Annotated in this window: 26 protein-coding genes and 2 riboswitches; of the genes, 14 read left to right on the top strand and 12 right to left on the bottom strand. The window is 38.8% G+C overall.

Translation table 11 applies throughout. From position 1 onward, the window contains the following. Positions 1–385 precede the first annotated feature (385 nt). Both BLS02_RS16015 and BLS02_RS16020 read right to left on the bottom strand, forming a co-directional pair. Positions 386–2,506 carry an MMPL family transporter gene (locus BLS02_RS16015; RefSeq protein ID WP_092494041.1) on the bottom strand — a complete coding sequence of 707 codons (2,121 nt, stop codon included), beginning with the start codon at positions 2,504–2,506 and terminating at the stop codon, positions 386–388. A gap of 113 nt (positions 2,507–2,619) precedes the next feature. Beyond that, positions 2,620–3,195, bottom strand: coding sequence for a TetR/AcrR family transcriptional regulator (locus BLS02_RS16020; protein WP_092494042.1), 576 nt, complete (start codon positions 3,193–3,195; stop codon positions 2,620–2,622). Between the two features lie 111 nt (positions 3,196–3,306). On the opposite strand from BLS02_RS16020, the gene BLS02_RS16025 reads away from it, so the two are divergent. The 5 genes from BLS02_RS16025 to BLS02_RS16045 all read left to right on the top strand — a co-directional run bounded on the left by BLS02_RS16025 (position 3,307) and on the right by BLS02_RS16045 (position 8,127). After that, on the top strand, positions 3,307–4,554 hold the full coding sequence (locus BLS02_RS16025) for a CYP152 family fatty-acid peroxygenase CypC (RefSeq protein WP_092494043.1): 1,248 nt from the start codon (positions 3,307–3,309) through the stop codon (positions 4,552–4,554). A 110-nt stretch (positions 4,555–4,664) separates the two neighbouring features. Next, a complete protein-coding gene (locus tag BLS02_RS16030) occupies positions 4,665–6,077 on the top strand; it encodes a LysM peptidoglycan-binding domain-containing protein (RefSeq protein WP_092494044.1) in 1,413 nt (470 codons plus the stop codon). Between the two features lie 192 nt (positions 6,078–6,269). Further along, entirely contained in the window at positions 6,270–6,683 is a 414-nt protein-coding gene (locus BLS02_RS16035; protein WP_092494045.1) for a VOC family protein, read from the top strand. A 397-nt stretch (positions 6,684–7,080) separates the two neighbouring features. After that, the gene (locus BLS02_RS16040; RefSeq protein ID WP_092494046.1) at positions 7,081–7,446 is read left to right on the top strand and encodes a VOC family protein; all 366 of its coding nucleotides are present in this window, start codon (positions 7,081–7,083) and stop codon (positions 7,444–7,446) included. A gap of 195 nt (positions 7,447–7,641) precedes the next feature. Beyond that, on the top strand, positions 7,642–8,127 hold the full coding sequence (locus tag BLS02_RS16045) for a GNAT family N-acetyltransferase (RefSeq protein ID WP_092494047.1): 486 nt from the start codon (positions 7,642–7,644) through the stop codon (positions 8,125–8,127). A gap of 84 nt (positions 8,128–8,211) precedes the next feature. Here BLS02_RS16045 and BLS02_RS16050 read toward each other — a convergent pair whose 3' ends face one another. Continuing rightward, a complete protein-coding gene (locus tag BLS02_RS16050) occupies positions 8,212–8,649 on the bottom strand; it encodes a YaiI/YqxD family protein (protein WP_092494048.1) in 438 nt (145 codons plus the stop codon). Positions 8,650–9,182: 533 nt separating this feature from the next. Between BLS02_RS16050 and BLS02_RS16055 the strand changes: the two genes are divergently transcribed. Further along, the gene (locus tag BLS02_RS16055; RefSeq protein ID WP_092494049.1) at positions 9,183–9,392 is read left to right on the top strand and encodes a hypothetical protein; all 210 of its coding nucleotides are present in this window, start codon (positions 9,183–9,185) and stop codon (positions 9,390–9,392) included. Positions 9,393–9,608: 216 nt separating this feature from the next. Further along, positions 9,609–10,433, top strand: a complete 825-nt coding sequence (locus BLS02_RS16060; protein WP_092494050.1) for an STAS domain-containing protein — start codon at positions 9,609–9,611, stop codon at positions 10,431–10,433. A gap of 302 nt (positions 10,434–10,735) precedes the next feature. Here BLS02_RS16060 and BLS02_RS16065 read toward each other — a convergent pair whose 3' ends face one another. Beyond that, a complete protein-coding gene (locus BLS02_RS16065) occupies positions 10,736–11,110 on the bottom strand; it encodes a carboxymuconolactone decarboxylase family protein (protein WP_092494051.1) in 375 nt (124 codons plus the stop codon). 384 nt (positions 11,111–11,494) lie between these two features. On the opposite strand from BLS02_RS16065, the gene BLS02_RS16070 reads away from it, so the two are divergent. Next, a complete protein-coding gene (locus tag BLS02_RS16070) occupies positions 11,495–13,036 on the top strand; it encodes a BCCT family transporter (RefSeq protein WP_092494052.1) in 1,542 nt (513 codons plus the stop codon). Between the two features lie 117 nt (positions 13,037–13,153). Continuing rightward, positions 13,154–13,972 (top strand): squalene/phytoene synthase family protein, encoded by an 819-nt coding sequence (locus BLS02_RS16075; protein WP_092494053.1) that lies wholly within the window; start codon positions 13,154–13,156, stop codon positions 13,970–13,972. Positions 13,973–14,410: 438 nt separating this feature from the next. Here the strand turns inward: BLS02_RS16075 and BLS02_RS16080 are convergent, their stop codons facing one another. Together BLS02_RS16080 and BLS02_RS16085 are read right to left on the bottom strand one after the other, a co-directional pair. Then, entirely contained in the window at positions 14,411–14,596 is a 186-nt protein-coding gene (locus tag BLS02_RS16080) for a hypothetical protein (protein ID WP_092494054.1), read from the bottom strand. An 84-nt stretch (positions 14,597–14,680) separates the two neighbouring features. Next, complete coding sequence (locus BLS02_RS16085) at positions 14,681–15,139, bottom strand: hypothetical protein (RefSeq protein WP_092494055.1); 459 nt, start codon at positions 15,137–15,139, stop codon at positions 14,681–14,683. Between the two features lie 286 nt (positions 15,140–15,425). Between BLS02_RS16085 and BLS02_RS16090 the strand changes: the two genes are divergently transcribed. Both BLS02_RS16090 and BLS02_RS16095 read left to right on the top strand, forming a co-directional pair. Beyond that, complete coding sequence (locus BLS02_RS16090) at positions 15,426–16,910, top strand: MDR family MFS transporter (protein WP_092494056.1); 1,485 nt, start codon at positions 15,426–15,428, stop codon at positions 16,908–16,910. 462 nt (positions 16,911–17,372) lie between these two features. Further along, positions 17,373–18,113, top strand: a complete 741-nt coding sequence (locus BLS02_RS16095) for a MerR family transcriptional regulator (protein ID WP_092494057.1) — start codon at positions 17,373–17,375, stop codon at positions 18,111–18,113. 113 nt (positions 18,114–18,226) lie between these two features. Here BLS02_RS16095 and thiE read toward each other — a convergent pair whose 3' ends face one another. From thiE to BLS02_RS16125, 6 genes are all read right to left on the bottom strand, one after another. Continuing rightward, the gene (gene thiE, locus BLS02_RS16100) at positions 18,227–18,832 is read right to left on the bottom strand and encodes a thiamine phosphate synthase (RefSeq protein WP_092494058.1); all 606 of its coding nucleotides are present in this window, start codon (positions 18,830–18,832) and stop codon (positions 18,227–18,229) included. Continuing rightward, the gene (gene thiM, locus BLS02_RS16105; RefSeq protein ID WP_092494059.1) at positions 18,832–19,605 is read right to left on the bottom strand and encodes a hydroxyethylthiazole kinase; all 774 of its coding nucleotides are present in this window, start codon (positions 19,603–19,605) and stop codon (positions 18,832–18,834) included. Before thiM ends, thiE begins: the two co-directional genes overlap by 1 nt. Next, positions 19,606–20,409 (bottom strand): bifunctional hydroxymethylpyrimidine kinase/phosphomethylpyrimidine kinase, encoded by an 804-nt coding sequence (gene thiD / locus BLS02_RS16110; RefSeq protein ID WP_092494060.1) that lies wholly within the window; start codon positions 20,407–20,409, stop codon positions 19,606–19,608. After that, positions 20,406–21,095, bottom strand: coding sequence for a thiaminase II (gene tenA, locus BLS02_RS16115; RefSeq protein ID WP_092494061.1), 690 nt, complete (start codon positions 21,093–21,095; stop codon positions 20,406–20,408). Before tenA ends, thiD begins: the two co-directional genes overlap by 4 nt. A 64-nt stretch (positions 21,096–21,159) precedes the next feature. Next, a riboswitch (TPP riboswitch) is annotated at positions 21,160–21,263 on the bottom strand. Between the two features lies 1 nt (position 21,264). Beyond that, positions 21,265–21,756 (bottom strand): energy coupling factor transporter S component ThiW, encoded by a 492-nt coding sequence (gene thiW, locus BLS02_RS16120; protein WP_092494062.1) that lies wholly within the window; start codon positions 21,754–21,756, stop codon positions 21,265–21,267. Between the two features lie 87 nt (positions 21,757–21,843). Further along, positions 21,844–21,959: riboswitch (TPP riboswitch) on the bottom strand. Between the two features lie 90 nt (positions 21,960–22,049). Continuing rightward, positions 22,050–22,403: a DUF1801 domain-containing protein gene (locus BLS02_RS16125; protein ID WP_092494063.1), complete on the bottom strand. Its 354-nt coding sequence runs from the start codon at positions 22,401–22,403 to the stop codon at positions 22,050–22,052. A 318-nt stretch (positions 22,404–22,721) separates the two neighbouring features. Here BLS02_RS16125 and BLS02_RS16130 point away from each other — a divergent pair, with 318 nt between their 5' ends. The 3 genes from BLS02_RS16130 (at position 22,722) to BLS02_RS16135 (ending at position 24,932) form a co-directional block, all read left to right on the top strand. Further along, positions 22,722–23,648, top strand: a complete 927-nt coding sequence (locus tag BLS02_RS16130; protein ID WP_092494064.1) for an aminoglycoside phosphotransferase family protein — start codon at positions 22,722–22,724, stop codon at positions 23,646–23,648. Between the two features lie 486 nt (positions 23,649–24,134). After that, positions 24,135–24,302 carry a S8 family serine peptidase gene (locus BLS02_RS19240; RefSeq protein WP_254788798.1) on the top strand — a complete coding sequence of 56 codons (168 nt, stop codon included), beginning with the start codon at positions 24,135–24,137 and terminating at the stop codon, positions 24,300–24,302. A 204-nt stretch (positions 24,303–24,506) separates the two neighbouring features. Next, the gene (locus BLS02_RS16135; RefSeq protein ID WP_092494065.1) at positions 24,507–24,932 is read left to right on the top strand and encodes a DUF4064 domain-containing protein; all 426 of its coding nucleotides are present in this window, start codon (positions 24,507–24,509) and stop codon (positions 24,930–24,932) included. Positions 24,933–25,032 lie beyond the last annotated feature (100 nt).

Raw genomic sequence — 25,032 nt, forward strand, 5'->3', positions numbered from 1 at the left:
ATTATCCTATGCTGATTCTAACAAAGATCAATTGGATTATCCATTTAATTGAAAAGGCTGTGGGGTAAATTAAAATCAAAATTAGTCGATGTGGATCCTCATTCCGCTAAATAGCAGAAAAGGTGCTCTGATAAGCGTGAGACGGATCCTCGTTCCGTTATAAGTAGAAAATCAGCCAAATTTGAGGCAAAAATGACAAATAGCGGAAAACTTGGCTTATCGCCAAGCCTTAATGGCGAAAGCCTTAGTTGCACTTATGCAGTAAGAAAGTATTTATACTTTCTTATCTGCCAAGGAAATAACGGAATGAGGATCGGCCAAATCAGTAAACCGGATCCTCATTCCGTTAAATCATGCAAACCCCACATGATAGGTGTTCATTTTACTAATTTGAGCTATCTTTAACGGGTTCAGCTGATTTATCTTTTTCAAACAAAACAAGTAATCCTGGCATTAATACACCTCGTATCAAGAAAGTATCGAGTAGAATTCCTACGGCCACGATAAACCCGAACACAAATAATAATTGGATCGGCTGTGTCATCAGCACGGCAAAAGTGGCTGCTAAGATTAGCCCGGCAGATGAAATAACGCCACCTGTATTGGCAACAGCAATTTCTACCGCTTTTTTGACAGGATGATGTTTTCTTTCCTCCATAAATCGCGAAACAAGAATAATATTATAATCAATTCCCAATGCGACTAGGAACACAAAGGAATAGAGTGGAACCCTGTTGCTGATTGTACCTATATCAAAGAATAAACTGCTTAGAAAGACACCTAAACCTAACGCTGCAACAAACGATACTAAGATAGTTCCCATCATGTAAATAGGCATCTTAATTGATCTCGTCAAGAAGATTAACATGATAAAGATCAGAAGTGTTTCTAACAGAACAATTACGAGCAGGTCTCGGTTGTTGATGGAACGATCATCTACAGACGAAGCAGTTTCACCTGCAAAATACAGCTCGCCGCTAAGATTGCTTTCATCCAGAATTTGCTCTGAATCATTTCGGATTTCTTCTAATGCATCCATTGTTTCTACTGAATATGGATTTTTTGCAAACGTCATGCTGTAGGAAATAACTGACTCATTATCAGCGGTACCGTTGACTCGAACATTATTCACGAGTGGCTGATCTGTCAGGTCTTCTGCTAATTCTCTCCTGCTGTCCTCGGAAATAGTGTTCTCTGTTTCAAATAGAACAGTCGCTGGTGCCAAGTCACCTGGCTGAAACTTTTCTTCGAGAATCTCATAACCTTCTCTGGAAGGCATATCTTCAGGGAAAGACTTTAATGTATTAAACTCATATTCTATATTAAAAATATTACTTGCTGAAACAAGCAAAATGATACTAATAGCTGTGACTGAAATAATTGGCTTTCTAGTAACAAACCGACCAACCTTGCTCCAAAGGGAACTTGATTTTACTTGTGAATCTCCAACTCGTGGAATTACTGGCCAGAAAGACTTTCTTCCAAAAATAGCAAACAATGCTGGAACAAGTGTGACAGAAGCAAGCATGACAATAAAGATTGTTGTACCAAAGGTTGGTGCAAAGTTTTTATAATCACCAAACTCAGCGAAGAAAAGGATTAGCATGGCGGCTAAAACGGTAGCCCCAGAGTAAAACACAGGTATACCTGTACCTCGCATTGCCAGTTTCATTGCTTCTTGTTTATTCTCATAACTCTTCAGTTCCTCTCGGTATCGCGAGAAAACAAATAACGAATAATCGATAACCGCTGCAAATAAGAGAATTGTCATTATCGAAAGGGACTGAGAAGTCATGATTAATCCAGCTTTCCCCATTAGACCTAACGTTTGCATGACGACTTCATAGACAAATGCTGTTGCTAATAATGGAATTAATGCAAGCAATGGTGAACGATAAATTACAACCAATAATACTAAAATAATTCCAACAGTTGATAAAATAAGAACAATATCCGCCCTGGAAAATAAGTCATTTGTATCTGTGGCAATTCCTGCCGGCCCTGTTACATATAAACTCATATCCGTATTCTGCTCTGTTAACGTATAGATCGTATCTAATGATGATTTAATTTCCGTAGTTTCCAAAGTACCATCAAAAGTCAGCGGTATTAATGCAGTAGTTCCATCATCAGAAAAGAAACTTTCAGCTGCCTGAGGTGGTAATTTAGTTAGTGGAACGATTTCCTTTACGCCTTTAATGTCTTCTTCCTTGATAGTTGATAAAAACTCTCCAAGCTCAGATTGTTCCACTTCACCTTCACTTGCCTGAAAGACCAGTAAGGCAGGCGTGCCGTCACTGTCTTCAAAGTATTTATCAACCTTTTCTTTGGCAATAATAGATTGCGCGTCGTCAGGTAGCGTTTGAATACTTGATACCTCATAATCCTTTGCGCTGGGTGCAAACACCGCTAATAACATGGATAAAATGAGCCAAACTCCAACAGTAATCCACATTCCTTTTTTGGTGCTAACACGATCTGTAATATAGTGTATAAATGTTTTCATGCTTTATTTCTCCTTTTTAAAAAAAGAATAAAGTAACGCTTGTGTCACTTTTGGTAATAAAAAAAACGATAGCGAAGTACTCTTATTATTAATCAACAAGACACGAACGTCAATTACTTATCTGTGAACATTCCATGACTTATTAATTCTTTAACAGATCTAACCCACTCCGTTTGAGGAATTTCGGAATGATTAGGGATATCAACCGATTGAAAAATAAAACCTAAAAGTAATTCATCTTTTATGGATGGATTTAACAATTGTTCTTTTCGACCTTGCTGGATAAAGCTCTGAAGAACGGAATACATTTCCAGATGAAGTTTTTCTAAATGTACTTTCTTTACTTTTATATTTTTACTGATGGTTGCAGTGATCTGGTATGAAAACCCAAGTACCTGATGTATTTTATTGTGTTTAAACATAAGTCTAATCAAAAAATCAAATTGTGAATCGAACCGATCATAATTGTCGATCTCTTTCAACTCAGCTAAAAATCGGTTCATTTCAAAAATCATGTAATCCATAATTAGCTCTTCTTTATTCTCATAATACTTATATAATGCACCTCTGGACACCTTCAACTTATCTGCTAACAGACTAAAGGTGAACCCTTCATAGCCATTATTTAAAAGTATATGCTTTGCGGCATTATATAATGTCTTGTCGGAAAATTTACGTTCGCGCGCCATATGATCACCTCAAATTTAATTATACCTTAAAAATTACAAAGGAATAAATTTTATAATTTAAAGAAAAATAGCATCTATAGGTACGACTAAGTTAAGGGAGGAGAAAGGCTGATGGCAATTCCACGTGAAAAAGGCTTGGATAATAGCTTGGACCTATTATTAGAAGGGTATAGATATATTATAAATAGACGGATCAGATTCCAATCAGATATTTTTGAGACACGTTTGATGGGGGGCAAAAAAGTAATTTGTATAGGTGGAAAAGAGGCGGCAGAGGTATTCTATGATAATGAAAAATTCCGGCGACAAGGGGCAGCGCCAAAGCGAATCCAAAAAACATTGCTTGGAGAAAACGGTGTGCAAACACTAGATGGAGTAGGACATAAACATCGGAAAAAGTTATTTATGTCATTAATGACACCAGAGCGCATAGATGATTTTATCGAAATAACTAGTAAACAGTGGCAAATCGCTATTGAAAACTGGGAGCAAAAAAAAGAAGTGGTGCTGTTCGATGCTACCAGGGAAATTATGTGTCGCATCGCTTGTGAATGGGCTGGCGTACCATTGTGGGCAAAAGAATTACAACAGCGGACTACTGACCTTTCAGCAATGATAGATGCTTTTGGAGCCTTTGGACCCAGACATTGGCGAGGGAGACAAGCACGTAACAGGTCTGAGCAATGGATTCGAGGGGTTATTCAACAGGTTCGTCAAGGTCAGTTAATGCCCCATGAGGATACAGCTTTATATGCAATGGCATGGCACAGTAATTTAGATGGAAAACTGATGGACATACAAATGGCAGCGGTAGAATTACTCAACATTATAAGGCCAATAGTAGCGATAGCTCGTTATGTAACATTTAGTGCATTAGCATTGTATAATCACCCCGAGTCAAAAGACAAATTGCAGACAGATAGTGAGGAATACAGCCACATGTTTGTACAGGAGGTCCGCCGCTTTTATCCATTTGGTCCATTTTTAGGCGCGAAAGTACGAAGTGATTTTAATTGGAATGGGTATAATTTTACGAATGGAACCCTTGTGTTACTTGATATTTATGGAACGAATTATGACCAGGACTTATGGGAACTGCCTGAAAAATTCAGACCAGAGCGATTCAGGGGTTGGCAAGGCAGTCCGTTTAATTTTATTCCACAAGGTGGAGGGGAATACGATATTGGACATCGCTGTGCCGGTGAGTGGATAACGATTGAAGGTATGAAAGTAAGCTTGGATTTTTTAGCGAACCGAATTGATTATCAGGTTCCGAAGCAAAATTTAAACTTTAGTTTGGTGAGAATGCCGCCAATACCTAAGAGCAGGTTTGTAATTCGAAAGGTTAAACAAAAGTAATCACTATGTTAATCATGAAAATGCTTAGTTTTCGCTCCAGTTTGTTACTAGGACAATCATCTGATGAATACGATGATATGTAGTAATGCAAACAAATTGGGGGAGAGCAAATGCAAATTCATGTGGTTGAACGTGGTGATTCACTTTGGCAGATAGCCCGTAGCTATGGTTCGGAAATAAATCAAATTGAATTACTTAATCAATTGGATAATCCTAATACACTTGTAGTAGGGCAGTCACTTATTATCCCTGATCCGAACCGTGAATACGTTATTAATGCTGGTGACAATTTATGGGCGATTGCAAATATGTTTGATGTGTCCGTTCAGGAACTGGCGAAGGTTAATTATATCACGAATCCTTCACTAATTTATGTTGGCCAAATGCTGGAGCTTCCTTATTTTCCTCACATCGTAAAAGCTGGTGAATACATCTGGTCGATTGCCGAACGCTATGATGTAACTGCTGAGGAAATCATTCAAACAAATAATTTGGGAGATCCGGGGTTAATTTTTCCTGGTCAAACGTTACGTATTCCGGCCGCTGATAAGCCGGTAGCTGAAGTGAACGCTTATACTACTCAGTTAAATGAACAGGGCGGACAGGAAGCTCTAGCCTTAGGAAGATACTTTACCTATCTTTCACCATTCACCTACAGTATTACAGCTGATGGAACACTCACAGAATTACAGGATCAAATAGTCTTGGAGGCGGCAAGAGCGACTAATGTGGCCCCGCTTTTAGTACTGACAAACATTACAGGTGATGGATTTGATTCAGATGTGGTAGCCAATATCCTTCGTAATCCAGGTTTGCAAGATACATTGATTACTAATCTGTTAGATTTAATGGAATTAAAGGGCTATAGAGGAGTAAATTTTGATTTCGAATATGTTTATCCAGAAGACCGGGAGAATTATAGTAACTTTTTACGACGTGTAGTGTTACGGTTACATCCAGCAGGGTATCTGGTCTCCACAGCATTGGCACCAAAGGATACAGCTGATCAAGAGGGATTGCTTTATGAAGCTCACGATTATGCTGCCCATGGGGAAATTGTCGATTTTGTCATTGTAATGACCTATGAATGGGGATGGGCCGGTGGCAGACCATGGGCGATTGCCCCAATTAATGAAGTGCGTGAGGTGCTGGATTATGCGGTAACGGTAATTCCTCGTGAAAAAATTCTAATGGGAGTTCCCTTATATGGACGTGATTGGGAGATTCCGTGGGTGGAAGGAACGATTGCCACAACAGTAAGTCCAAAAGAAGCAGTTCAGTTGGCAGAAGAATATGGTGTGGCCATTCAATATGATGAAACATATCAATCTCCTTTTTTTACCTATGTTGACGAGACTGGACAAAAACACGAAGTATGGTTTGAGGATGCACGTAGTGTTCAGGCTAAATACGATACGATTAAGGAATATGGCCTTAGGGGACCCAGTTATTGGGTGCTTGGAAGCGAATTCCCACAAAATTGGGCAGTTTTGCAGGATAACTTTGCTGTTAGGAAGTTGTAGATATATAGTTTAAGAAAAACCTTTGAATGGGAGTATCACTTTTCAAGGATTTTTTGGCAGTTTAGAAAGTAAAAATGGCCGTAATAAGAATCTCTTTAACGATAAATTTTCTAAATAACTTATAGAAGGAATTTGCTAAAATTTGTTGAATAGATAATAGGGATATTAACTTATTTATCAGGAGGAATGTAAATGAACGGGAGTCTAATGAGAGTCGGGACATCATATATTCCAGTACAGGATATTGAATTGGCAGCCGAATGGTATGTAAACATTGGTGCAGTACTTAATTATCAAGATAAGGAAAAGGCGATACTAGATTTAGCTAATCAAAGCATCTTCCTAGTTAAGTCTAGCGAAAAACAAAGTGCTAACTTTTACGATATTGGTGGCAAGGAACATTTCTCACTTACATTTGAAGTAAATGGAATGAATACACTAACATCATTACATAGGGAATTTAAGGAAAAAGGAATAACAGTAGGTGAAATAGAAGACAGAGGTCATGCTGGTAAAAACTTTGTTTTTCAAGACTTGGACGGAAATATGTTTGATGTATGGAGTGAATTAAGTCCCGTATTTAAAGAAAAATATAGGATTAATTAGAAAACTTGGCATTCGTTAAAGGGATTCTTATGAAAGCGTACTTGTTTTCTTAGAACCCCTTGTACTTTGGAGTGCAAGCCTTTAGGCGAATTGCCTTAGTTGCACCTATGCAGTAAGAAGGAATTTATACTTTTGTATGAAAATACCTCTCTAACTTGATTTTAGCGGACACGGGAGACGCTATTTCTATATAAAAGTAACCTTCTCGAAGTTATCCGGACACAAAAGCCCTTATTTCATATATCATGGTTATTTGACTGTATTTGTGTGAAATAAGGTCCCTGGTGTCCGCAAAACCTCAAATTTGCTATATGGAAAAATAAAATTCATGGTAGATGGTGGCTGCGCATTCGGCAGCCATGTTGGTTTCTTAACTGCCTAAAAGGGAGGGACTTTAATGAAAAGTCCAATAAAAAACAAGATTAATCTAGTATTTATACCAGTAAGGGATATTGAAAAAGCGAAGGACTGGTATTCAAAAATGTTAGGAATTGAAGATGGTGAAGTGATGTTTGAGCATCTATTTGTAGCCAAAATGGATGGAGCTGGGATGATCTTGGATACGATGCCAATGTGGCGGGACGAAAATGGGGAAATTGCTGCATTAAATGTCCCTGTTATTCAGTTTGGTACAGATGATATTCATGCATCGTATCAGTTTATGAAGGATAATGATGTCGAGCTAGTCACAGAAATTGAGCATGATCACTTCTTTGTGTTTAAGGATCCCGATGGTAATAAATTAATGGTATGTCAGGATTGAGTAGTAGTATCGGTCAGAATTAAATCGATTCTGGTCGAATATGTTTCCTCTCCTTTAAACCCTTCGTGTATCTGTGAATTCACCAGTGGAATTCGACAAATTCAGATACGAACTATGGGAACTGATAGAAACCTTATGCTAAACTAGAAAACAAGAAAATAAATCAGACAATCATCGAGAAAGGACAGGCATTATATGGATACTATGAAAAAAGAGGATTGGGAACATGTTCGGGATATTTTTATAGAGGGTATTAACACGGGCAATGCGACGTTTGAAACGAAGGCACCAACGTGGGAAGAATGGGATAGAGGCCATTTTTCAGTGTCCAGACTTGTTGTCAGGGACGGAAAAGATGTAATCGGGTGGGCTGCATTAAGTCCAATTTCTACAAGAGAAGCGCATTCAGGTGTTGGTGAAGTTAGTATTTATATAAGTGAGCGCAGCATCGGTAAAGGGATTGGAACTAAGCTCATGGAAGAATTAATTGTCTCAAGTGAAACGAACGGTTTTTGGACATTACAAACAAATATTTTTCCTGAAAATGAAACAAGTATTAAGTTACATAAAAAATTTGGGTTTATCGAGGTGGGGGTTCGAAAACGTCTTGGAAAATTAAATGGTGTATGGCGGGATGTGGTGCTCCTTGAACGACGCAGCAATGTGGTCGGGAACGACTGACATACTAATTAAGTAGCAAAATGAATTCGACAAATATTGATAAAAAAAGACAAAAAACGGGAAGTGACAGGCACCCTCCCCATCCTATTCAAGCTTCTTCCGGAGCAGCTGGCTGAATTTTTTTTCGTCTTCGGTGGTGTATGCTTTGGGGCCTTTTGTTCGTTTGCCGCTTTTGCGGGCCATGGCGCTTGCATAACGTGTTTGCAATAACTGATCGATATTGTCATTTGAGTATTCAAATCCCTTGTGGTGAAGGACAGTACATCCTTTTGCAAGACCAAGCGATGCTAGTCCATAATCTTGTGTAATGATCATATCATTCTTTTGTGCTAGCCTCATAATTCGGTAATCCGCAGCTTCTGCGCCAGTATCAACATATATTGTTTTAACGCCTGGCTGTTCATCATTATGTGAAAAGTGAGCAAAGCTTTTCACAAGAATCACTTCTATATTATGATCTGAAGCAATTGATATAATGGTTTCTTTGACCGGACAAGCATCCGCATCAACGTATATTTTCATCGAATTCTCTCCTAAACGTTTTATGTTCGCAGTTACGAATAAGTACAATTATAAAACTTGGACTAAAGAGCATAAGGGGTTCTAAGAAACAAAATACTTATTCATAAGAATCCTTTAACGATTGCCAAGTTTTTTAAGAATTGATAGTGATGATAATAACAGCATAGCAGTTTGTCAAATTATTAACCACTTTGCGCGAGGTGGTTTTATATTAGTAGAAGGAAATTAGCCCAAAGTTACCGTGGAGTTAATAATTATTTAATTGGACATAAGTTTTATGGTTTATATATTTGGGTTTATTGAAGATGTTATCATTTTCAATTGTGGTGGGCTATGAGGGTTATTTTTACTATACAATTTATTTTCGATCCCACTGATTCCTCGATTATGTTGGCGATTTTATCATCTCATTGGTCACGGTAATTCCTCAAGGATTTGCTTGAGATACGATTGTATTTATTTGTATTGTATTCGACGTCATCGATTTAACTGATCGCATGAATGTTCCACGTATAACTTTCTCATCAGACAATATGACAGTAACTGAACCGAAGTCTGTTGAGATAAAATACACAGCATTCAAGGAATCGTTTGTAACTAGACAGGTTACTGGTGATCGCTGGATAGGGGATAGGCCGCTAGGATTGAATCAGCAATTATTATACATGCAAATTCCTGATGATCTTGATTTTCACTATGGTCCGGGTGTTTTTGTTAAGTTTGTTGGTGAAGGAGAAGATTAACAGCTCTCAGTTTATATAATAGTCCTGTATTACCTAAATTGAATTTTTCAATAAAGAGATATCGAATTTGGTATATTATAGGGTTTAGAAGGGTTGCAAGATAAACTTTCATAGTTAGATAGTACTTCCTGCTATTTTCCAGTATAATAGGGTAAAGATAACTATTGGGACATAGAATATTTGTAAAATGAAAAATTCACTAAGGTGGTTTTTGTTATGGCAGAGGATAGTATCCAGCAAGAAGTAAGGTTCATCGGAATGAAAATAGATGAGTTAAAGTATGATATTGCTAAAAAGATGGCTAGGGATGGAAATGTAGATGAACAAGCGATGAATGTACGGTTGGAATTTCTGCAAATGGTTGTTGATGCATTTAAGTCGCAGGAAGATGTAATGGATCAAGTTACAACCTATGGGAGAAAAACAGGAGAGCTGGCGATTAAATATGGTGCCAAGATGGAGGAGTCATTAAAGGCTACTTCTCATATGAGGGCAACCATATGGAATTCCATTAAAGGTATCCTATTAGATAAGGACTTCTCTCTAGAAACGGCATTTGAAGTAGCGGATATCGTCAATCCGTTACTCGATCAGGCTGTTTATGCGTTTAGCACAGCCTATATTGAGTCATATAGGGAACGCATTGAAAAAGCACATGAAGACTTTATGAAACTTTCTGCACCAGTTGTGCCACTGATTGATAGTGTGGCGGTACTTCCGATCATAGGCGGAGTTAGCACGGAGCGAGCGGAACAATTGATGAATAAAGCATTAAGTGAATCAAATAAAATGGATCTTTCACATTTATTTATCGATCTTTCGGGAGTTCCCCTTGTTGATACAACGGTTGCTTATAATATTTACAAAATTTTTCAGTCACTCGAAATGGTTGGCGTTGAAACAGTTATAGCTGGAATTCGCCCCGAGGTAGCACACACAATGGTTAGCTTAGGTATTGATTTTCGGAAGATTGAAACGTACAGTTCTTTACAGCAAGCCTTATCAAGGCATAAAGTTTTCTCAGCAGTTAAGAAAGCATAAACACTTTCTTACTGCATAAGCGCAACTTGTCTTTCGCCATTAAAGTTTGTGTACCAAAGTATTAGGGATTCTAAGAATGGCCTAATATACTTTCTTATGAACGATATGTGAAGTTTTCTGAAAATAAGTAGCGTACACACTTCTATTGGGAGAAAGTGTGTACGTATTTTTTGTTTAGTTTTTTAAGTACTTTCTTACTCAAGTGCAACTAAGTTATATCTATATTAAGGCTTATATTATCCTATGTATAAGGGGTTCTAAGAAAGCAGAACATGCTTTCATAAGAACCCCTTTAACGAATGCTATGTTTTTTCTGAATAATAATCATACGTATCCATAGCTAAGGTTACACCTTGAGAAAAAGCGGCTCCCCCGCCTAATGCAGCGCTAATTGCGATGGTCTCCATTATTTCATCTTCGGAACATCCGTGTTGAACTGCACCTTTTGTATGATACATAATACAGTATTCATCCTGTGCATAGATACTAATTCCGAGTGCCATCAATTGTTTTTCTTTTTTTTCAATTGCCCCTTCTTCAAAACATGATTCTGTGAAATCAAAGTATCCTTGTGTCATTTTTGGTAATTTTTTTTGAAGGCGGCTACTTCCTTGTTTGTAATCCAAAATAGATTGATCAAAATAATTAGCAAAGTCATCTTCTGAATGTATATCCATGATATTTCACTCCATTACTGTATTTAGGTCCATTAGTATTTTTTATTAAGACTGGGGAAACATACATGGTATTAGTTGGTACTAATCATTCATTATTTGTTCAATAAATAGTTGACGAATTATCCAGGCAAAACTATAATACAAAACTATGTAAGATAAAATTTTGAGCAAGCTGATGGTTGTAAGGTAGTATAAATGATTTTGCAACAGGTGATCACTTTCCATCCATCGGTCTGTAATGACTAGGTTGTGTTTTTGCAGTTAAAAAAGTATCAATACTTTCTTACTGCATAACTGCAGGCTTTCGACACTAAGGCTTGGCGATAAACCAAGATTTCTAATGATGTTATAGACACTTGCTCCTAAAAAATTAGGAGGAGAAGCGTGCAAGAAAACAAGAAAGTTAAAACAGATTGGACAGTATTTGCAGTAAGTGGCGGATTCTTAATTTTATTTATTATTTTATCCTTCATTGATAGTGAGATGGTTGGAAACTGGATAAATAAATTATTTGGTTACTCCGCAGATTTTTTTGGTGCTTATTGGCAGCTATTATTATTTGGTAATTTTATAATTGGGATATTTTTAGCTTTCTCAAGATATGGAAAGGTTCGATTGGGTAATCTTGATAAGCCGAAATATAGTTATTACCGCTGGGTTGCCATGATTTTAGTTACATTGCTGGCAAGTGGTGGTATTTTCTGGGCTGCAGCCGAACCAATGTATCATTATATGGCAGAACCTCCATTATTTGGAGGTGGTGAATTTTCTAATATTCCGGGCGCTTTTGCACAAGCATTTTTCCATTGGGGATTTGCTGCCTGGGCAATTCTTGGGACACTGGCTACTATTGTAATGATGTATGTTCATTACACTAGAGGTTTTCCAATGCGTCCAAGGTCACTGCTGTTTCCCATTTTTGGAGAAAAAATATTCCACAAAAGTATTCTTGGGTCAACAGCTGATATTGTTTCAATTATAGCGACCGCAGCAGGAACATTAGGCCCGCTTGGGTTCCTTGGTTTACAAATTTCATATGGGCTTAATCATTTGTTTGATGTTCCAAATACAGTAACAACGAGTATTATGGTTGTAGTTGTTCTGGTTATAATTGCAGCAATTTCTGCGGCTACCGGGGTAGATAGAGGAATTCTTTTACTAAGCCGCTTAAATGTTGGAATGACAATTGTGCTAGGAACTATTGTACTTGTTATTGGACCAACATTGTTTATAATTGATGCGTTCGTTGGCGGAATGGGCTTTCAATTGCAAAACTTCTTTACGATGAGTTTCTATCGCGGTGACGATGCATGGCTTGGGTTATGGACTATATTTTTCTGGGGCTGGTTTATCGGCTATGGTCCAATGCTTATTATATTTATTAGTCGCATTTCTCGTGGAAGGACAATACGGGACTTAATTATTGCAGTGTCCATTGTTGCCCCGCTTGTTACGAATTTCTGGTTCTCGGTTGTTGGTGGAACAGGAGTATTTTTCGAAATAGAGAATCCCGGATCGGTCTCCGGCGCTTTAAATGAAGCGGGTATGCCTGCTGCAGTAATGGCGATAATGGACCAACTGCCGATGGGGACCGTCATGGCAGTCATGTTTTTAATAATATCGGTCATATTTGTTGCAACTACAACAGATACGATGTCATATACAATAGCTGTAACCTTAACAGGAAATGACCATCCTCAACGTTGGCTGCGGGTTTTCTGGGCTTTAATTTTTGGTGGTACGACAATGATGATTTTGACAATAGGAGAAGGAAGTATAACGGCTATTCAAAATTCAATTGTTATAACTGCCGTGCCAGTGTCGATTTTATTACTACCGCCACTGTGGACAGCTCCGAGAATAGCCAGGAAAATGGCGCTTAAACAGGGGCTTATTTGGGAAAGACCCAGAAGGAAGTCAAACTAAATAAATAATTGGAAATGGAGTACTTAATCGGTACTCCATTTTTTGGTTACAAAAGTAAATTTATATAAATAACATCTGTTTTTTGTTATACTTGGATTATCAAGGGAGGCGTCACGGGTGAGTGAATCGAGGAAGTTACAAAAAGAAGCAATGCACATGCTAAAGCTAACGAGTAGAACTTTTTACATACCAATTAGTTTGCTCAAACCGAACCTGAAGAAAACTGTTGCTTCCGCATATTTATGTATGCGTGCGATTGACGAAATAGAGGATCATGAAGAATTGGATTCGGAAACAAAGCAACGGTTACTTCGGTCTACCAGTGAACTTTTGAAGAGTGATTTTGATCAAAAAGCATACCGTGAGTTGTTAAAAGCCTATGAATCGCTTCTGCCTGAAGTGACGTTGCGTTTAGGTGATTGGATATCTATTTGTCCACCTGATATTGTGGAAGAAGTAAAAAAATCTACAGGTATTATGGCAGATGGAATGGCAAAATGGGCAGAAAAGGATTGGCATATAAAGACTAAAGAGGATCTGGATGATTATACGTATTACGTGGCTGGATTAGTTGGTGTCATGCTTTCTGATATATGGAGATGGTATGATGGTACCGAAACAGATTATGAATTGGCTATAGGGTATGGTCGTGGCTTGCAAGCAGTGAATATTTTGCGAAACCAGGGTGAGGACAGTGAACGTGGTGTTAATTTTGTTCCGGATGGCTGGAATAGAGATGACATGTTTCAATATACCGAAAACAATCTCGCCAAGGCTGATGAATATATGAAAGATATTCATACACGGAATATCCAGCTGTTTTGTCAAATCCCATTAGCATTAGCCAAAAGAACTGTTAAAGCTTTAAAAGAAGGACGGGAGAAAATATCCCGAAATGAAGTGGAAACGATTGTAGAAGATATTAGAAATGATTAAATGGAGGTCACTATTCTAAGGGATGGTGACTTTTTTCTTGGTTTACCAGTGATCTATCTGAAAAGCAGATGAAAGTAAGGGACCGTTTGAATAACGGGTTCTATTTTGGGAGAGAAAAATGCTAATAACATTAGAAGGTAAGCATACATTTCGCCCCTAATGTTGAAGAACCCAATTTTTAACGGAATGAGGATCCGGTTTACTGTTTTGGCGGATCCTCATTCCGTTATTTCCTTGAGAAACCTTGTTTTAGGCTCGGGTTCGGATCCTCATTCCGCTATTTTTCATTTCTGCCTCAAATTTGGCTGAATTTCTGCTTTTAACGGAACGAGGATCCGCTCACCCTTCCGAGAGCATCTTTTCTGCCATTTAGCGGAATGAGGATCCACTTCGACTGTTTGGCGGATCCTCATCGTTACTGTTCAAACGGCCTCTTTTTTACTTATCGAGCAAGGTCTTGACTCCCAGATATAGGATGGCAAGAGAAAAAACAATTACCGCAATTCCTCCTATTATTTGAAAGAAAGTGGCTATACCTGCAGTAATTACTGAAGATGTCGGTACGTTCGCAAGTGCAAAGCCAGCTAAAATACATGCCAAATATAGCAATACTGTTTGATGCATTAAAAATCCTCCCTTCGCTTACTGTATTTGAGCAAGGAAAGGCTCATTCGGTAATAAATGACAAAAAACGAGGTGCGACAGGTACTAATAACACTGGAATGATTGAATTCTATCTAAGTCTACGCCGTAGTAAACCCATCTGTTTCTATACCATCTGAATCCAGCGATTGAGTTTCTTCCTACAAAGACTGGGAAAAACCAAAAGGCATCTCGTCTTAGCCAGATATACGTGAACTGGAAAAGACAACGTCGAATTGCTCCTGGATCGATTGCATAAACGCCGAACTGCTGGGATTGCAAGGTTTGCGGTTGTGAAGGTGTGAATGATGGTGGTGGGCTACTAGGTGGACCGGCAGATGGTTGCCCACCCTGAAACCCGGGCGGCCCACCGCCAGTCTGTCCAGGTGGTCCGCCGAATGGTGGTCCTCCACCTGGGGGGCCAAATTGTTGTCCGCCACCAGGAAACCCGGAAAATAAACCGTCCAGCATCCCTTGAAAATTAAATTGCCTTTCATCTTCATATGGTGGTTGATTATGATTCATGATTTAATGTCCTCCTCTAAAAAGTCCTTCCTTTTACTATATGGGGATACGTCCAATTTTGTATGGGCAGCTGACAATGTTTAATAGTATTAAATAGTTGTGGATATTCAGTAAAATGTGCCCTTGATAATAAGGTATAGTAGTGGTAAAATTATCCTGTTATTTTTGAATAAGTAAGTTGGAGAGTGGTTTTCTTCCTCTTTTCAATTTGGTAAATATCTCTGTACTTCTTACGCAAGCTAATAACCAATGCTTGTGTTTTATTTTTTCAAAGGAGATTTTTTGTATGGATAAGGATAATCAATCAACCAAATATGAGTATTTAGCTGAAGATCCCAATGTGAAAGTCATGCCTATTATGCTTTCTTTAATCATTGGGGCATTCTTTGCGATTTTAAATGAGACATTACTTAATATTGCGCTGTCAACATTAATGGATGAGTTCGGTATTTCTGTAACTACTGTCCAATGGATGGCAACAGGGTTTTTGTTAGTAATGGGAGTTGTCACACCAGCATCGGCAGTATTATTGCAATGGTTTTCGACAAGGCAGTTATTTTTGGGAACGATGGTGATATTTTCGATTGGAACCGCGATTTGTGCTGCCGCTCCTACGTTTCCTGTTCTATTGGCGGGCAGGTTAATTCAAGCGATTGGAACTGGGCTGCTTATACCCATCATTTTTAATGTCTTTTTATTAATATTCCCGCCAGCACGTCGTGGGAAAGTAATGGGTTTTGTCGGCCTTGTCATAATGTTCGCTCCTGCAATTGGACCAACACTGTCAGGAGTAATTGTTGATCATTTGGGCTGGCGTTTTTTATTTATCACAGTAATTCCATTTGCATTATTTTCTATAGCGTTTGCCTATAAATATTTGATTAATGTATCAGAAGTTACCAAGCCAAAAATAGATGTTTTATCCCTAATTTTTTCTACTGTTGGATTTGGTGGTATCGTGTTCGGTTTCAGTTCAGCAGGTGAAGGTGAGTCAGGATTTCTAAACCCTGTTGTGTTTGTTCCAATTGTCTCGGGAGTCGTGGCGCTGATATTCTTTTCAATAAGACAATTTAAACTAGAAGATCCGTTACTGAATCTACGGGTGTTTAGGTTCCCTATGTATTCACATGCAATTATCCTATTTCTAATTATAATTATGGCGATGTTTTCTTCTGAGATTATCCTGCCAATGTATATGCAAGGACCGTTGGGAGTCACTCCAGCCACGGCTGGTTTAATCCTGCTGCCTGGAGCAATTCTGAATGGATTGATGTCACCTGTTATGGGGCATTTATTTGATAAGTTTGGCCCCAGATTATTGCTAATACCCGCTTCAGCAGTGTTATGCGGAACGATGTTTATGATGAGCAGGCTGGATATGAATACACCGATATGGATGATTATTGTTGGGTATATCTTACTAATGCTTTCTGTCTCGGCTATGATGATGCCGGCTGAAACAAATGGCTTAAATCAGCTCCCTAAACATTTGTATCCGCATGGTACTGCGGTAATGACGACATTACAGCCTGTTTCAGGCGCGGTCGGAGTATCTGTATTCATCAGTATTATGAGTGCAAGACAAAACAGTTATCTAACACATGCTGCTGATCCAGGAAATCCTGTTACAATAAGTGAGTCTATGGTTGCGGGAGTTGAACTTGTATACTTTATAGCATTTGTGTTAGCTATCGTCGCCTTTATTATGGCGTTGTTTGTATATCGCGCGCAGCCGACGGAATTGGAAGATCTACCATCAAATAGTAAATAATCAAAAGCCGCTGTTCATTCGAATGGCGGCTTTGTATGTTTTTAAAAGGTTCTTTTAGTATAGTTTGGCAGCTATTGATATAAACTGTGACACCTAACAAGGAGCACCAATTCGTAGTATTTAGTGTGTCTCTTCGACCTCGCAGATGGAATATACTAGCTTTCCGTAGGCTCACCACGAGCTCGCATATTCCAACTGTTGATTTAAATGGCTATAAATCCTTTTAGGACAAAGTGAGGAAAAATAGCGAAGTGTATTTCCGCAGCGGTGTCATAGCACTCAAGTATTCTTCTACATTATGCGCAGTCCTATATCAACTACTTGTTAAGATTCATTGCTTGGAAAAAGCACAATTTTAGAAAGACATTAAACAACCATAAAAAACTAAAAGCTTTTAAAAATTAATGTTGACTCTAACGTTGCGTGATACTTTATAGTGTTAATTGAAGGGAGGTTACACTGATGAAAGTTAAGGAAGTTGCTGATTTGGTTGGAATTAGTGTGCGCACACTACACCATTATGATGCTATAGGATTATTATCCCCAGAGGAAACAACCCAATCTGGCTATCGTATTTATTCAAACAGTGATCTTGAAGTTCTACAGCAAATTCTATTTTTTAAAGAACTAGGCTTCCCTTTGAAAAAAATAAAAGAAATTATCAACAGTCCGTCGTTTGATCGAGAAGAAGCGCTTGAACTGCACCGTAAAATGCTTCTTGAGAAACGCAGCAGAATCGATAAAATGATTACGACGATTGATAAAACCACGCAACACTCGAAAGGAGAAATTAATATGAGTAATAAAGAAAAGTTTGCAGGCTTCGATTTCAGTCATAACCCATACGAACAAGAGGCACGTGATCGTTGGGGTGAAAAGGCTGTCGATGAATCCAATGCGAAAATAGATAAAATGTCAAAAGATGAACAAAAATTAATGGGTGAAGAATTTGATAGAATCTATCAAAAGCTTGCAGCGCTCCGTCATAAATCGCCTGAATCGGATGAAGCACAAGCAGGTATTAAGGTATGGTATGACTATTTGAACAAAATCGGAAACTATTCACTTGATGCATTCAAAGGACTTGGGCAAATGTATGTCGATGATGAACGCTTTACCAAGAACATCGATAAGTATGGTCAAGGTTTGTCAGTCTTCATGTGTGATGCCATGGCGGTATACGCTGACAGAAATAAAAAGTAGGTCGGTTCTATTACTATAATCGAACCTCATCATCAAAAGGTGGCATGAAATATTTATTTATTTTATGCCACCCTTTGTATGTGGGAAACGATAGTATATATGAAGGTAAGGTTTTACAACCTTTGAACAGCTGTTGTTATATCATTTGCTTGGGTCACAGCTGAAATAACCGCTACACCGTCAGCCCCGGCATTTATTACAGAAGCTGCATTTTGGGTGGTTATTCCACCAATTCCTACAATAGGAATGCTTGGAAATTGGTTTCTTAATGTTGTAATCCATTCCACACCGACTGCTGACTTTGCGTCGGGTTTTGTAGATGTATTAAAAATTGGACCAGCACCAAGGTAATTGGCCATTTGAATCGGACTATTAGATACTTCGGTTGGGTTCGATACAGAAAGGCCAATGATTTTTTTAGGAAATCGTGCGCGTAGTTTTTCAACTGAAACATCATCCTGTCCAACATGGATTCCATCGGCTCCTAGAGGTTCAGCAAGGTCGATATCATCATTGACGAAAAATGCTATTTTATGATGCGCGCAAATTTTTCTTAATTTATATCCTAACTCTAATTTATCATTTCCTTTTAATGACCCAGCTCCTTTTTCGCGAAATTGGAATGCTGTAATACCAGCTTTTATCGCTAGTTCTAAAATAAAAGCTGGATCACGATCACAATTTTGACTGCCCATTATCAAATATTTTCTTAGATTCATCAATTAAGCTTCTCCAGTTTATCGACTTCAAATGATAATGCATCAATAAAATGAGGGAAAAAAGTCCCGGGTCCACTTACTTCTGAGTAGTCGGCAGCATATTCCGCAACCAGTCCATAAAACTCAACTGCAGTTAACACCTGCTGCTCGATTGGTTCATTTGTGGTTAAACATGCAGTTAGGATGGAACCGAGCAGACAGCCAGCACCAGTTATTTTCTCAAGAATCGGATGCCCGGAATTGTTCGAAAGATATTCATTTTCTGAGCAGATAACATCCGTTTCTCCTGTGACAACGGCAGTAGTTTGATAAGTCTCAGCAGCTTTCAAAGCTATCTCCACAGAATTTCCATCGCCTATTGATTCTACGCCTTTTGTATCCCAGGGAATTTCTACGAGGTGTGCAATTTCGCCAGCATTTCCCTTGATGACGGTTGGCTGCACTGTATTCAGAATTTCTTTTACAACAGATGTCCGAAATGGTGTTGCCGCGACACCAACAGGATCAAGAACCACTGGTATTCCTTTTTCATTAGCTGTTTTCCCTGCTGTGATCATTGCTGGGAGCTCCTGTGCTGTTATGGTTCCGATGTTTAAAAGTATGCCATCCGCAATGGACGCCATGTCCTTCGCTTCCTCTTCAGCTTTAGCCATGATTGGGGTTCCGCCAAAGGATAGCAAGCCATTTGCTGTAAAGTTCATCACAACTTGATTTGTCAGATGGTGAATCAACGGACTTTGATCTCTTACTTTTTGAATAATATCTTTGTTCATTTACCTCACCCTTTCCATGTGTTGTGCCCAATGATTTGCCGGCCCACTTCCATGACCGAGTGAAAATGAATGACGGATTGCAGCAGTGACGTAATCTTTTGCTTTTTTAACGGCCACTGGTAAAGAATCTCCTTGGCTTAAGTAGGCAGTAATGGCTGCTGAATAAGTACAGCCAGTTCCGTGCGTATTTTTTGTATCAATTCGTTTGGTTGAAAAAGTGTGTATCGAACTTCCGTCATATAAAAAATCGATTGCTTCACCTTGCAAATGGCCACCTTTAACCAAAGATGCACCTGCTCCAAATTCGTGAACTATTTGGTTCGCAGCCTTTTTCATGTCGTCCAGTGTTTCAATTTTTTCACCCGTAATATCTTCTGCTTCAGGGATATTTGGCGTTACTAACGATGTCATTGGTAATAGTTTCTTCCGTAAATAATCCCTGGCATCTCTGGCGATTAATGGATCTCCACTTGTTGCGACCATCACCGGGTCCATAACATAAGTGATGTTTAAACCGATAATCTTTTGAGCAATAGCCTGCATCATGTCAACGTTGGCGATCATTCCAGTCTTAAATGCCTGAAAGGGGATATCGGTCATAACAGAATCCAATTGTTGTTCAATCATTTCAACAGGGAGATGGTGCACATTCTGGACACCTGTTGTATTTTGGGCAACAACGGATGTAATGACAGACATACCGTAAGTCTTCAGTTCCTGGAAGGTTTTTAAGTCTGCTTGTATTCCGGCTCCACCACTGGGGTCAGTGCCAGCGATTGTAAGTGCGCATGGAATGCTTTTCATCGGCCAATCACCAACTCTTTCATTGGCCAATCTTCACAAGTATAGGCCATTTCCCAAAAAGCCAGCTCTAATTGGCAGCTTTTACGGAATGCTTCTTTTATCTTTTTTTGTTCATCCCGTGAAGTATTTTCAGCAAATTCATCCAAGCGGTTTCGCATTTCCATCACTATTTTGCCAAATCGTTCATCAGCATAAAAGCTGATCCATGGATAAAATGGATGATGCTTTTCTGGTTTATATTTGTTCATTAACGCATAGCCTATTTCCAAATATGTCCACGGGCAAGGGAGCAGTGCACCAATGGTTTCAGCTAAACTGCCAATTTGCGCGTGATACATCATATGCTTAATGTAATGATCAGCAGTTGGTGGAAGCGGGTGACCTTGGAGCTCCTCGTAGCCAACCCCTATATAGTCGCAAAAGTTATGATGTGGGTGGCTTTCACTATTTAAAACAAATTGGATTTGTTCCCCAAAGAAGCGGATGTCCTCGCGCTTATTGGATTTGGAGAGAGCAATTCCATAAATTCGCATAAATGCATTCAAATACTCAAAATCTGCTTTAATATAATGCGCAATTGATTCGTTGGGAACATCTTTTTTTCCAATACCATCGACAAATGGGTGATTAAATATTGCTTGAAAAATATCTTGGTTCTCATCTCTTAATTGTTGTGTGAATGACATAACAAAGCCTCCAATGATTTAGGAAGCTACTAGGGGATAAAAGTAGATTACTAGAGGTACAGAATGCGGCCCTCAACCACTTCCCTGCGCAGGCATTATCCAGATCAGGTTCCAAGGGACAAGGAATATTTCCGTTTCTCAGCCAGTACAGCGCCCCTAGTAGTTTTTCCTATATTTTATTTTGAACTAGTCTTTCCTGATTAACACGTGAAATAACAAACCAGCCTATCAATGCTCCAGTAACACTGCTAATAAGAAACGACGGTATAAAGAACAAAGCACCAGCTGAACTACCCATCAATAGCTTTGCAAATGGAACAGCAAAAAGTGCTCCGATGATTCCGGTACCAATTGCCTCTCCCACAGCAGCTATGGCTTTTTTATGAGTCTTCTGAAACAAGTATCCAGCTAGAAATGCTCCAATCATGCCGCCGGGAAACGCCAGTAATGTACCAAGTCCAAGCATGTTACGGAGCAGTCCAATCATAAATGCAATACCGACTGCTGGACCAGGCCCAAGTGTTACTGCGGCCATGACATTGACGGCATGCTGGACAGGATAGGCTTTTGCCACGCCTGCTGGAAACCAAAGTAACTGTGCACCCAATGTACCTATTGCCACAAAGACTGCCATTGTCGTAAGTAATCGAGTTCGGTTCAATCAAATCCTCCTTTCCGTGAAAGGGGCTCGTACGAAAAAAGCCAGATCCATTAATGGACCTGGCTTGAAATAGCTGATATAAATAAGTATATCGTCAGTCTACTTCCCTCCGCTGGTATTAACCAGATCAGGTCCGTAAGAGTCAGAAAGCTTATACGTGCTTTCCTCTCAGCCCTCGATTTTGGGCACCCCTAGTAGTAATTATTAAAATATTAAGTTTTCAATTTAAGGATAACAAAAGAAATCACTTTTGTCATGGTTTATTTCAGGTTCATGATGATAGTAAAGAAAAGTCATGTTTCCATTTCAATGGCTTCCTGAATTAAAGCAGAAAATTTTCTGGGTTGTATATCATCGAGTTGCTTAACTCTGATATGACGCATTTTTTTGCCAGTTCCTTCAAGCAGGTTATCCTTATCCTTAAGTGAGGCACCGAAGTAGAAACCCAGATTAACATGATTCTGTGCAGTCTGAAGATAGCATACAAGACCATTCTCTAGATAACATGGCTTTCCCCATTTCATTTCTTCAGTTACATTGGGGGACGTTTGAAAAATAACCTCCCGCAGTCTTACGGTAATTTCCTTTGTATGGTCATTTAAATTTTCAATGAATTGATCTACTTCTTTAGTATGGATTGGTTCCATGCTTTTTGACTCTCCTTTTATATTATTGTTCTTCATAACTGTAGTAAGCGGACACAGGGTAAGCTATTTCTGCAAAAAAGTGCTTTTTCTGTAATATGCGATCACCGGATACCTTATATCACATATATCTAAGGAAAAAGTGCTGTTTTTGTCAAATAAGGGCTCTGGTGTCCGCTGTGTAATTTTAGACAGTATAACCTGGTATCATGATGATCCTCGTCCTTTATATATTTTTCACCAAAATGATATCAAATCCCTTTAATTTCAGAGTAATTATATTTAAAATTATATCTATATTAAGAATCGAGGTGGATTTTTTTGGAACAAAATAACGAATATTTGTCGAATCAGATTGTTGAATGGGTAAAAGATAATGTCGATTCGAATGCAAAGGTTGAATCGGTTAGTCGGCTGAAAGGAAGTACCTCATCCACGTTACATAGCATCACACTGCTAGTGGATCAGTCAGTAAAGCAATATGTCATCAGGCAGTTTGATAATAAGGAATGGCTTGATGAAGAACCGGATTTGGTTTTGCATGAAGTTGAAAGTTTACGTATGGCTACAAACACAGGTATTACTACTCCAGAAGTTGTTGCCTGCGATGAAACTGGGGAAAAATGTGGAATTCCAGCGATTCTCATGACAAAGCTTGAAGGTGCTGTAGAATTGAAACCTGCCAATATGGATGAGTGGCTAACTGGCTTGGCGAGGGGACTTGTGAAAATTCATGAAGTTGAAGCGAGGGGCTTTCCATATCAGCATTATAGCTACAATGACATATCAACGTTTGAGATGCCAAGCTGGTCAAAGGAGCCGAAAACATGGGGAAGTGCTATTAATATCTTAACAGGACCTCGACCAAAAACGACAGATTGCTTCATACACCGAGACTATCATCCAGCCAATGTTTTATGGGATGAAGGCTTAGTTAGCGGAGTGGTAGATTGGGTAAATGGCTGCAGAGGCCCCCGCGGAGTTGATGTCGGGCATTGCAGAGTGAACCTGGCCATGCTATATGGTGTTGAAACAGCAGATGGTTTTCTGAAGGCATATCAGCAACAGGCAGGTTCTTGTTTTACCTATAATCGGTATTGGGATTTGCTATCTTTGACTGATATGCTTGTTGGACCTCCTGAGGTATATCCTGGGTGGGAAGCATTCGGTGTATCAGGATTAACAAATGAAATGATGAAGGAACGATTGGATAAATACGTTTTGAGTCTATTAAATCAAGATAGTTGAGGCATCCGAACATTTTTCGCCAAAGTTTGTATAAAAGAAACTTTTGTCCATTTCATTCTAGCTATTTTTCATATTATATAAATGTAGTACCAAAATTAATAGAATGGAGGCTCCAACATGGGTTGCCTTAAATGGGAAGTGGGCAGTGCCAGGTGACAATTATGGGCAATCTATTTTAGATCTATATAAAAGAATGCTAGAAAGTACGCTGCAAAGTTTGCAAGAAATCCTGAGAAATATAGAAGGTTAACTTCATAATTCGCTGGTTATTTGCCTTTTTCACCATTTTTTGTACCAATTCATTATTATGACGATGTGGTAGCGGATTTCTCAAACCGAGGTCCAACAATAGATGGTCTGATGAAGCCGAATTTATTAACGCATGGTGTAAATATTATCTCTCTGCGATCACCCAGATCTTTTCTTGATAAAACAAATTCAGAATCATGAGTTGATACTAACTACTTTGCTTTATCAGTAATCTCAATGGCTACGCCAATATGTGCAGGTGTAGTCGCACAATTACTCCAAATAGAACCGAATTTATCCCCGGACCAAGTTAAGGAACAGCTTAATAATGCATGTAAAGATTTAGGACAATCCCCAAATCTTCAAGGTCATGGCTATCTGAACGCTGCTAATATGATAGAATAATCGCTGAAGCATATTAGCCAACTTTCAATTGTTGGCTTATTTTTTGATATGGTCTAGTTTTGGCAAATTCTAGTAGGTAAATGTTATGATAAAAGATAGAATGTTTTATTTTTTATGGTAAGGTAGTAAATGAAATAGGTAATTAGAATATTCCATTCAAATTACTGCATAGAATAAGTGAAGTCAAAATGGGGAGGGATTGTCATGAATCGGACAGGAGAAATTGTATTAACGATTGTTGGTGCATTAATCTATATGCTGTTTGCTGGAGTAGGTATATTTGCAGCGTGGCTATTTAACAATGAGCAAGTCTTAAATGAGGCTTCGGATGAAATGATGCAACAGCCTGGAATGGGAACGGGCGATATGCAGGCTATGCTCGAAGTCCTCCAAGGTGGAGGTTTGGTACTAGCAATTGTTTCAATCATTGCATTGGTTTTAGGTATTATTTCGATCATATTGGTAAAAGGCGATAAGAAACCGAAAGCAGCAGGAATTATTTTGATTGTAACGTCTGTACTTGCAGCAATCATAACAGTTGGTGCCGGAATCTTTAGCGGGATATTTTATCTAATCGCTGGAATTATGTGTCTGGCACGAAAAGAACAACAAACAATAACAGTAGAGTAGATAAAAAGGGATGCAGTCAGCATCCCTTTTTTTATGATGTCCAAGGGAGATGCATTAACATATTCATCAAAGTAGTCGCTTGGTGTCAGTTCAATTGATT

The organism is Virgibacillus salinus, from assembly GCF_900102415.1.
GTDB classification, from domain to species: domain Bacteria; phylum Bacillota; class Bacilli; order Bacillales; family Amphibacillaceae; genus Lentibacillus; species Lentibacillus subterraneus.

What these genes read in the sequence shown, in the direction of transcription:
- tenA (WP_092494061.1), bottom strand. Translation starts at nt 21,095, where the DNA reads ATGTCATTCACACAACAATTAAGAGATGAGAACCAAGATATTTTTCAA.
- BLS02_RS16035 (WP_092494045.1), top strand. Translation starts at nt 6,270, where the DNA reads ATGAACGGGAGTCTAATGAGAGTCGGGACATCATATATTCCAGTACAG.
- BLS02_RS16095 (WP_092494057.1), top strand. Translation starts at nt 17,373, where the DNA reads ATGAAAGTTAAGGAAGTTGCTGATTTGGTTGGAATTAGTGTGCGCACA.
- BLS02_RS16020 (WP_092494042.1), bottom strand. Translation starts at nt 3,195, where the DNA reads ATGGCGCGCGAACGTAAATTTTCCGACAAGACATTATATAATGCCGCA.
- BLS02_RS16065 (WP_092494051.1), bottom strand. Translation starts at nt 11,110, where the DNA reads ATGGATATACATTCAGAAGATGACTTTGCTAATTATTTTGATCAATCT.
- BLS02_RS19240 (WP_254788798.1), top strand. Translation starts at nt 24,135, where the DNA reads ATGGCTACGCCAATATGTGCAGGTGTAGTCGCACAATTACTCCAAATA.
- BLS02_RS16045 (WP_092494047.1), top strand. Translation starts at nt 7,642, where the DNA reads ATGGATACTATGAAAAAAGAGGATTGGGAACATGTTCGGGATATTTTT.
- thiM (WP_092494059.1), bottom strand. Translation starts at nt 19,605, where the DNA reads ATGAACAAAGATATTATTCAAAAAGTAAGAGATCAAAGTCCGTTGATT.
- thiD (WP_092494060.1), bottom strand. Translation starts at nt 20,409, where the DNA reads ATGAAAAGCATTCCATGCGCACTTACAATCGCTGGCACTGACCCCAGT.
- BLS02_RS16085 (WP_092494055.1), bottom strand. Translation starts at nt 15,139, where the DNA reads ATGAATCATAATCAACCACCATATGAAGATGAAAGGCAATTTAATTTT.
- BLS02_RS16080 (WP_092494054.1), bottom strand. Translation starts at nt 14,596, where the DNA reads ATGCATCAAACAGTATTGCTATATTTGGCATGTATTTTAGCTGGCTTT.
- thiE (WP_092494058.1), bottom strand. Translation starts at nt 18,832, where the DNA reads ATGAATCTAAGAAAATATTTGATAATGGGCAGTCAAAATTGTGATCGT.
- BLS02_RS16015 (WP_092494041.1), bottom strand. Translation starts at nt 2,506, where the DNA reads ATGAAAACATTTATACACTATATTACAGATCGTGTTAGCACCAAAAAA.
- BLS02_RS16060 (WP_092494050.1), top strand. Translation starts at nt 9,609, where the DNA reads ATGGCAGAGGATAGTATCCAGCAAGAAGTAAGGTTCATCGGAATGAAA.
- BLS02_RS16050 (WP_092494048.1), bottom strand. Translation starts at nt 8,649, where the DNA reads ATGAAAATATACGTTGATGCGGATGCTTGTCCGGTCAAAGAAACCATT.
- BLS02_RS16125 (WP_092494063.1), bottom strand. Translation starts at nt 22,403, where the DNA reads ATGGAACCAATCCATACTAAAGAAGTAGATCAATTCATTGAAAATTTA.
- BLS02_RS16135 (WP_092494065.1), top strand. Translation starts at nt 24,507, where the DNA reads ATGAATCGGACAGGAGAAATTGTATTAACGATTGTTGGTGCATTAATC.
- BLS02_RS16090 (WP_092494056.1), top strand. Translation starts at nt 15,426, where the DNA reads ATGGATAAGGATAATCAATCAACCAAATATGAGTATTTAGCTGAAGAT.
- BLS02_RS16040 (WP_092494046.1), top strand. Translation starts at nt 7,081, where the DNA reads ATGAAAAGTCCAATAAAAAACAAGATTAATCTAGTATTTATACCAGTA.
- BLS02_RS16025 (WP_092494043.1), top strand. Translation starts at nt 3,307, where the DNA reads ATGGCAATTCCACGTGAAAAAGGCTTGGATAATAGCTTGGACCTATTA.
- BLS02_RS16055 (WP_092494049.1), top strand. Translation starts at nt 9,183, where the DNA reads ATGACAGTAACTGAACCGAAGTCTGTTGAGATAAAATACACAGCATTC.
- BLS02_RS16030 (WP_092494044.1), top strand. Translation starts at nt 4,665, where the DNA reads ATGCAAATTCATGTGGTTGAACGTGGTGATTCACTTTGGCAGATAGCC.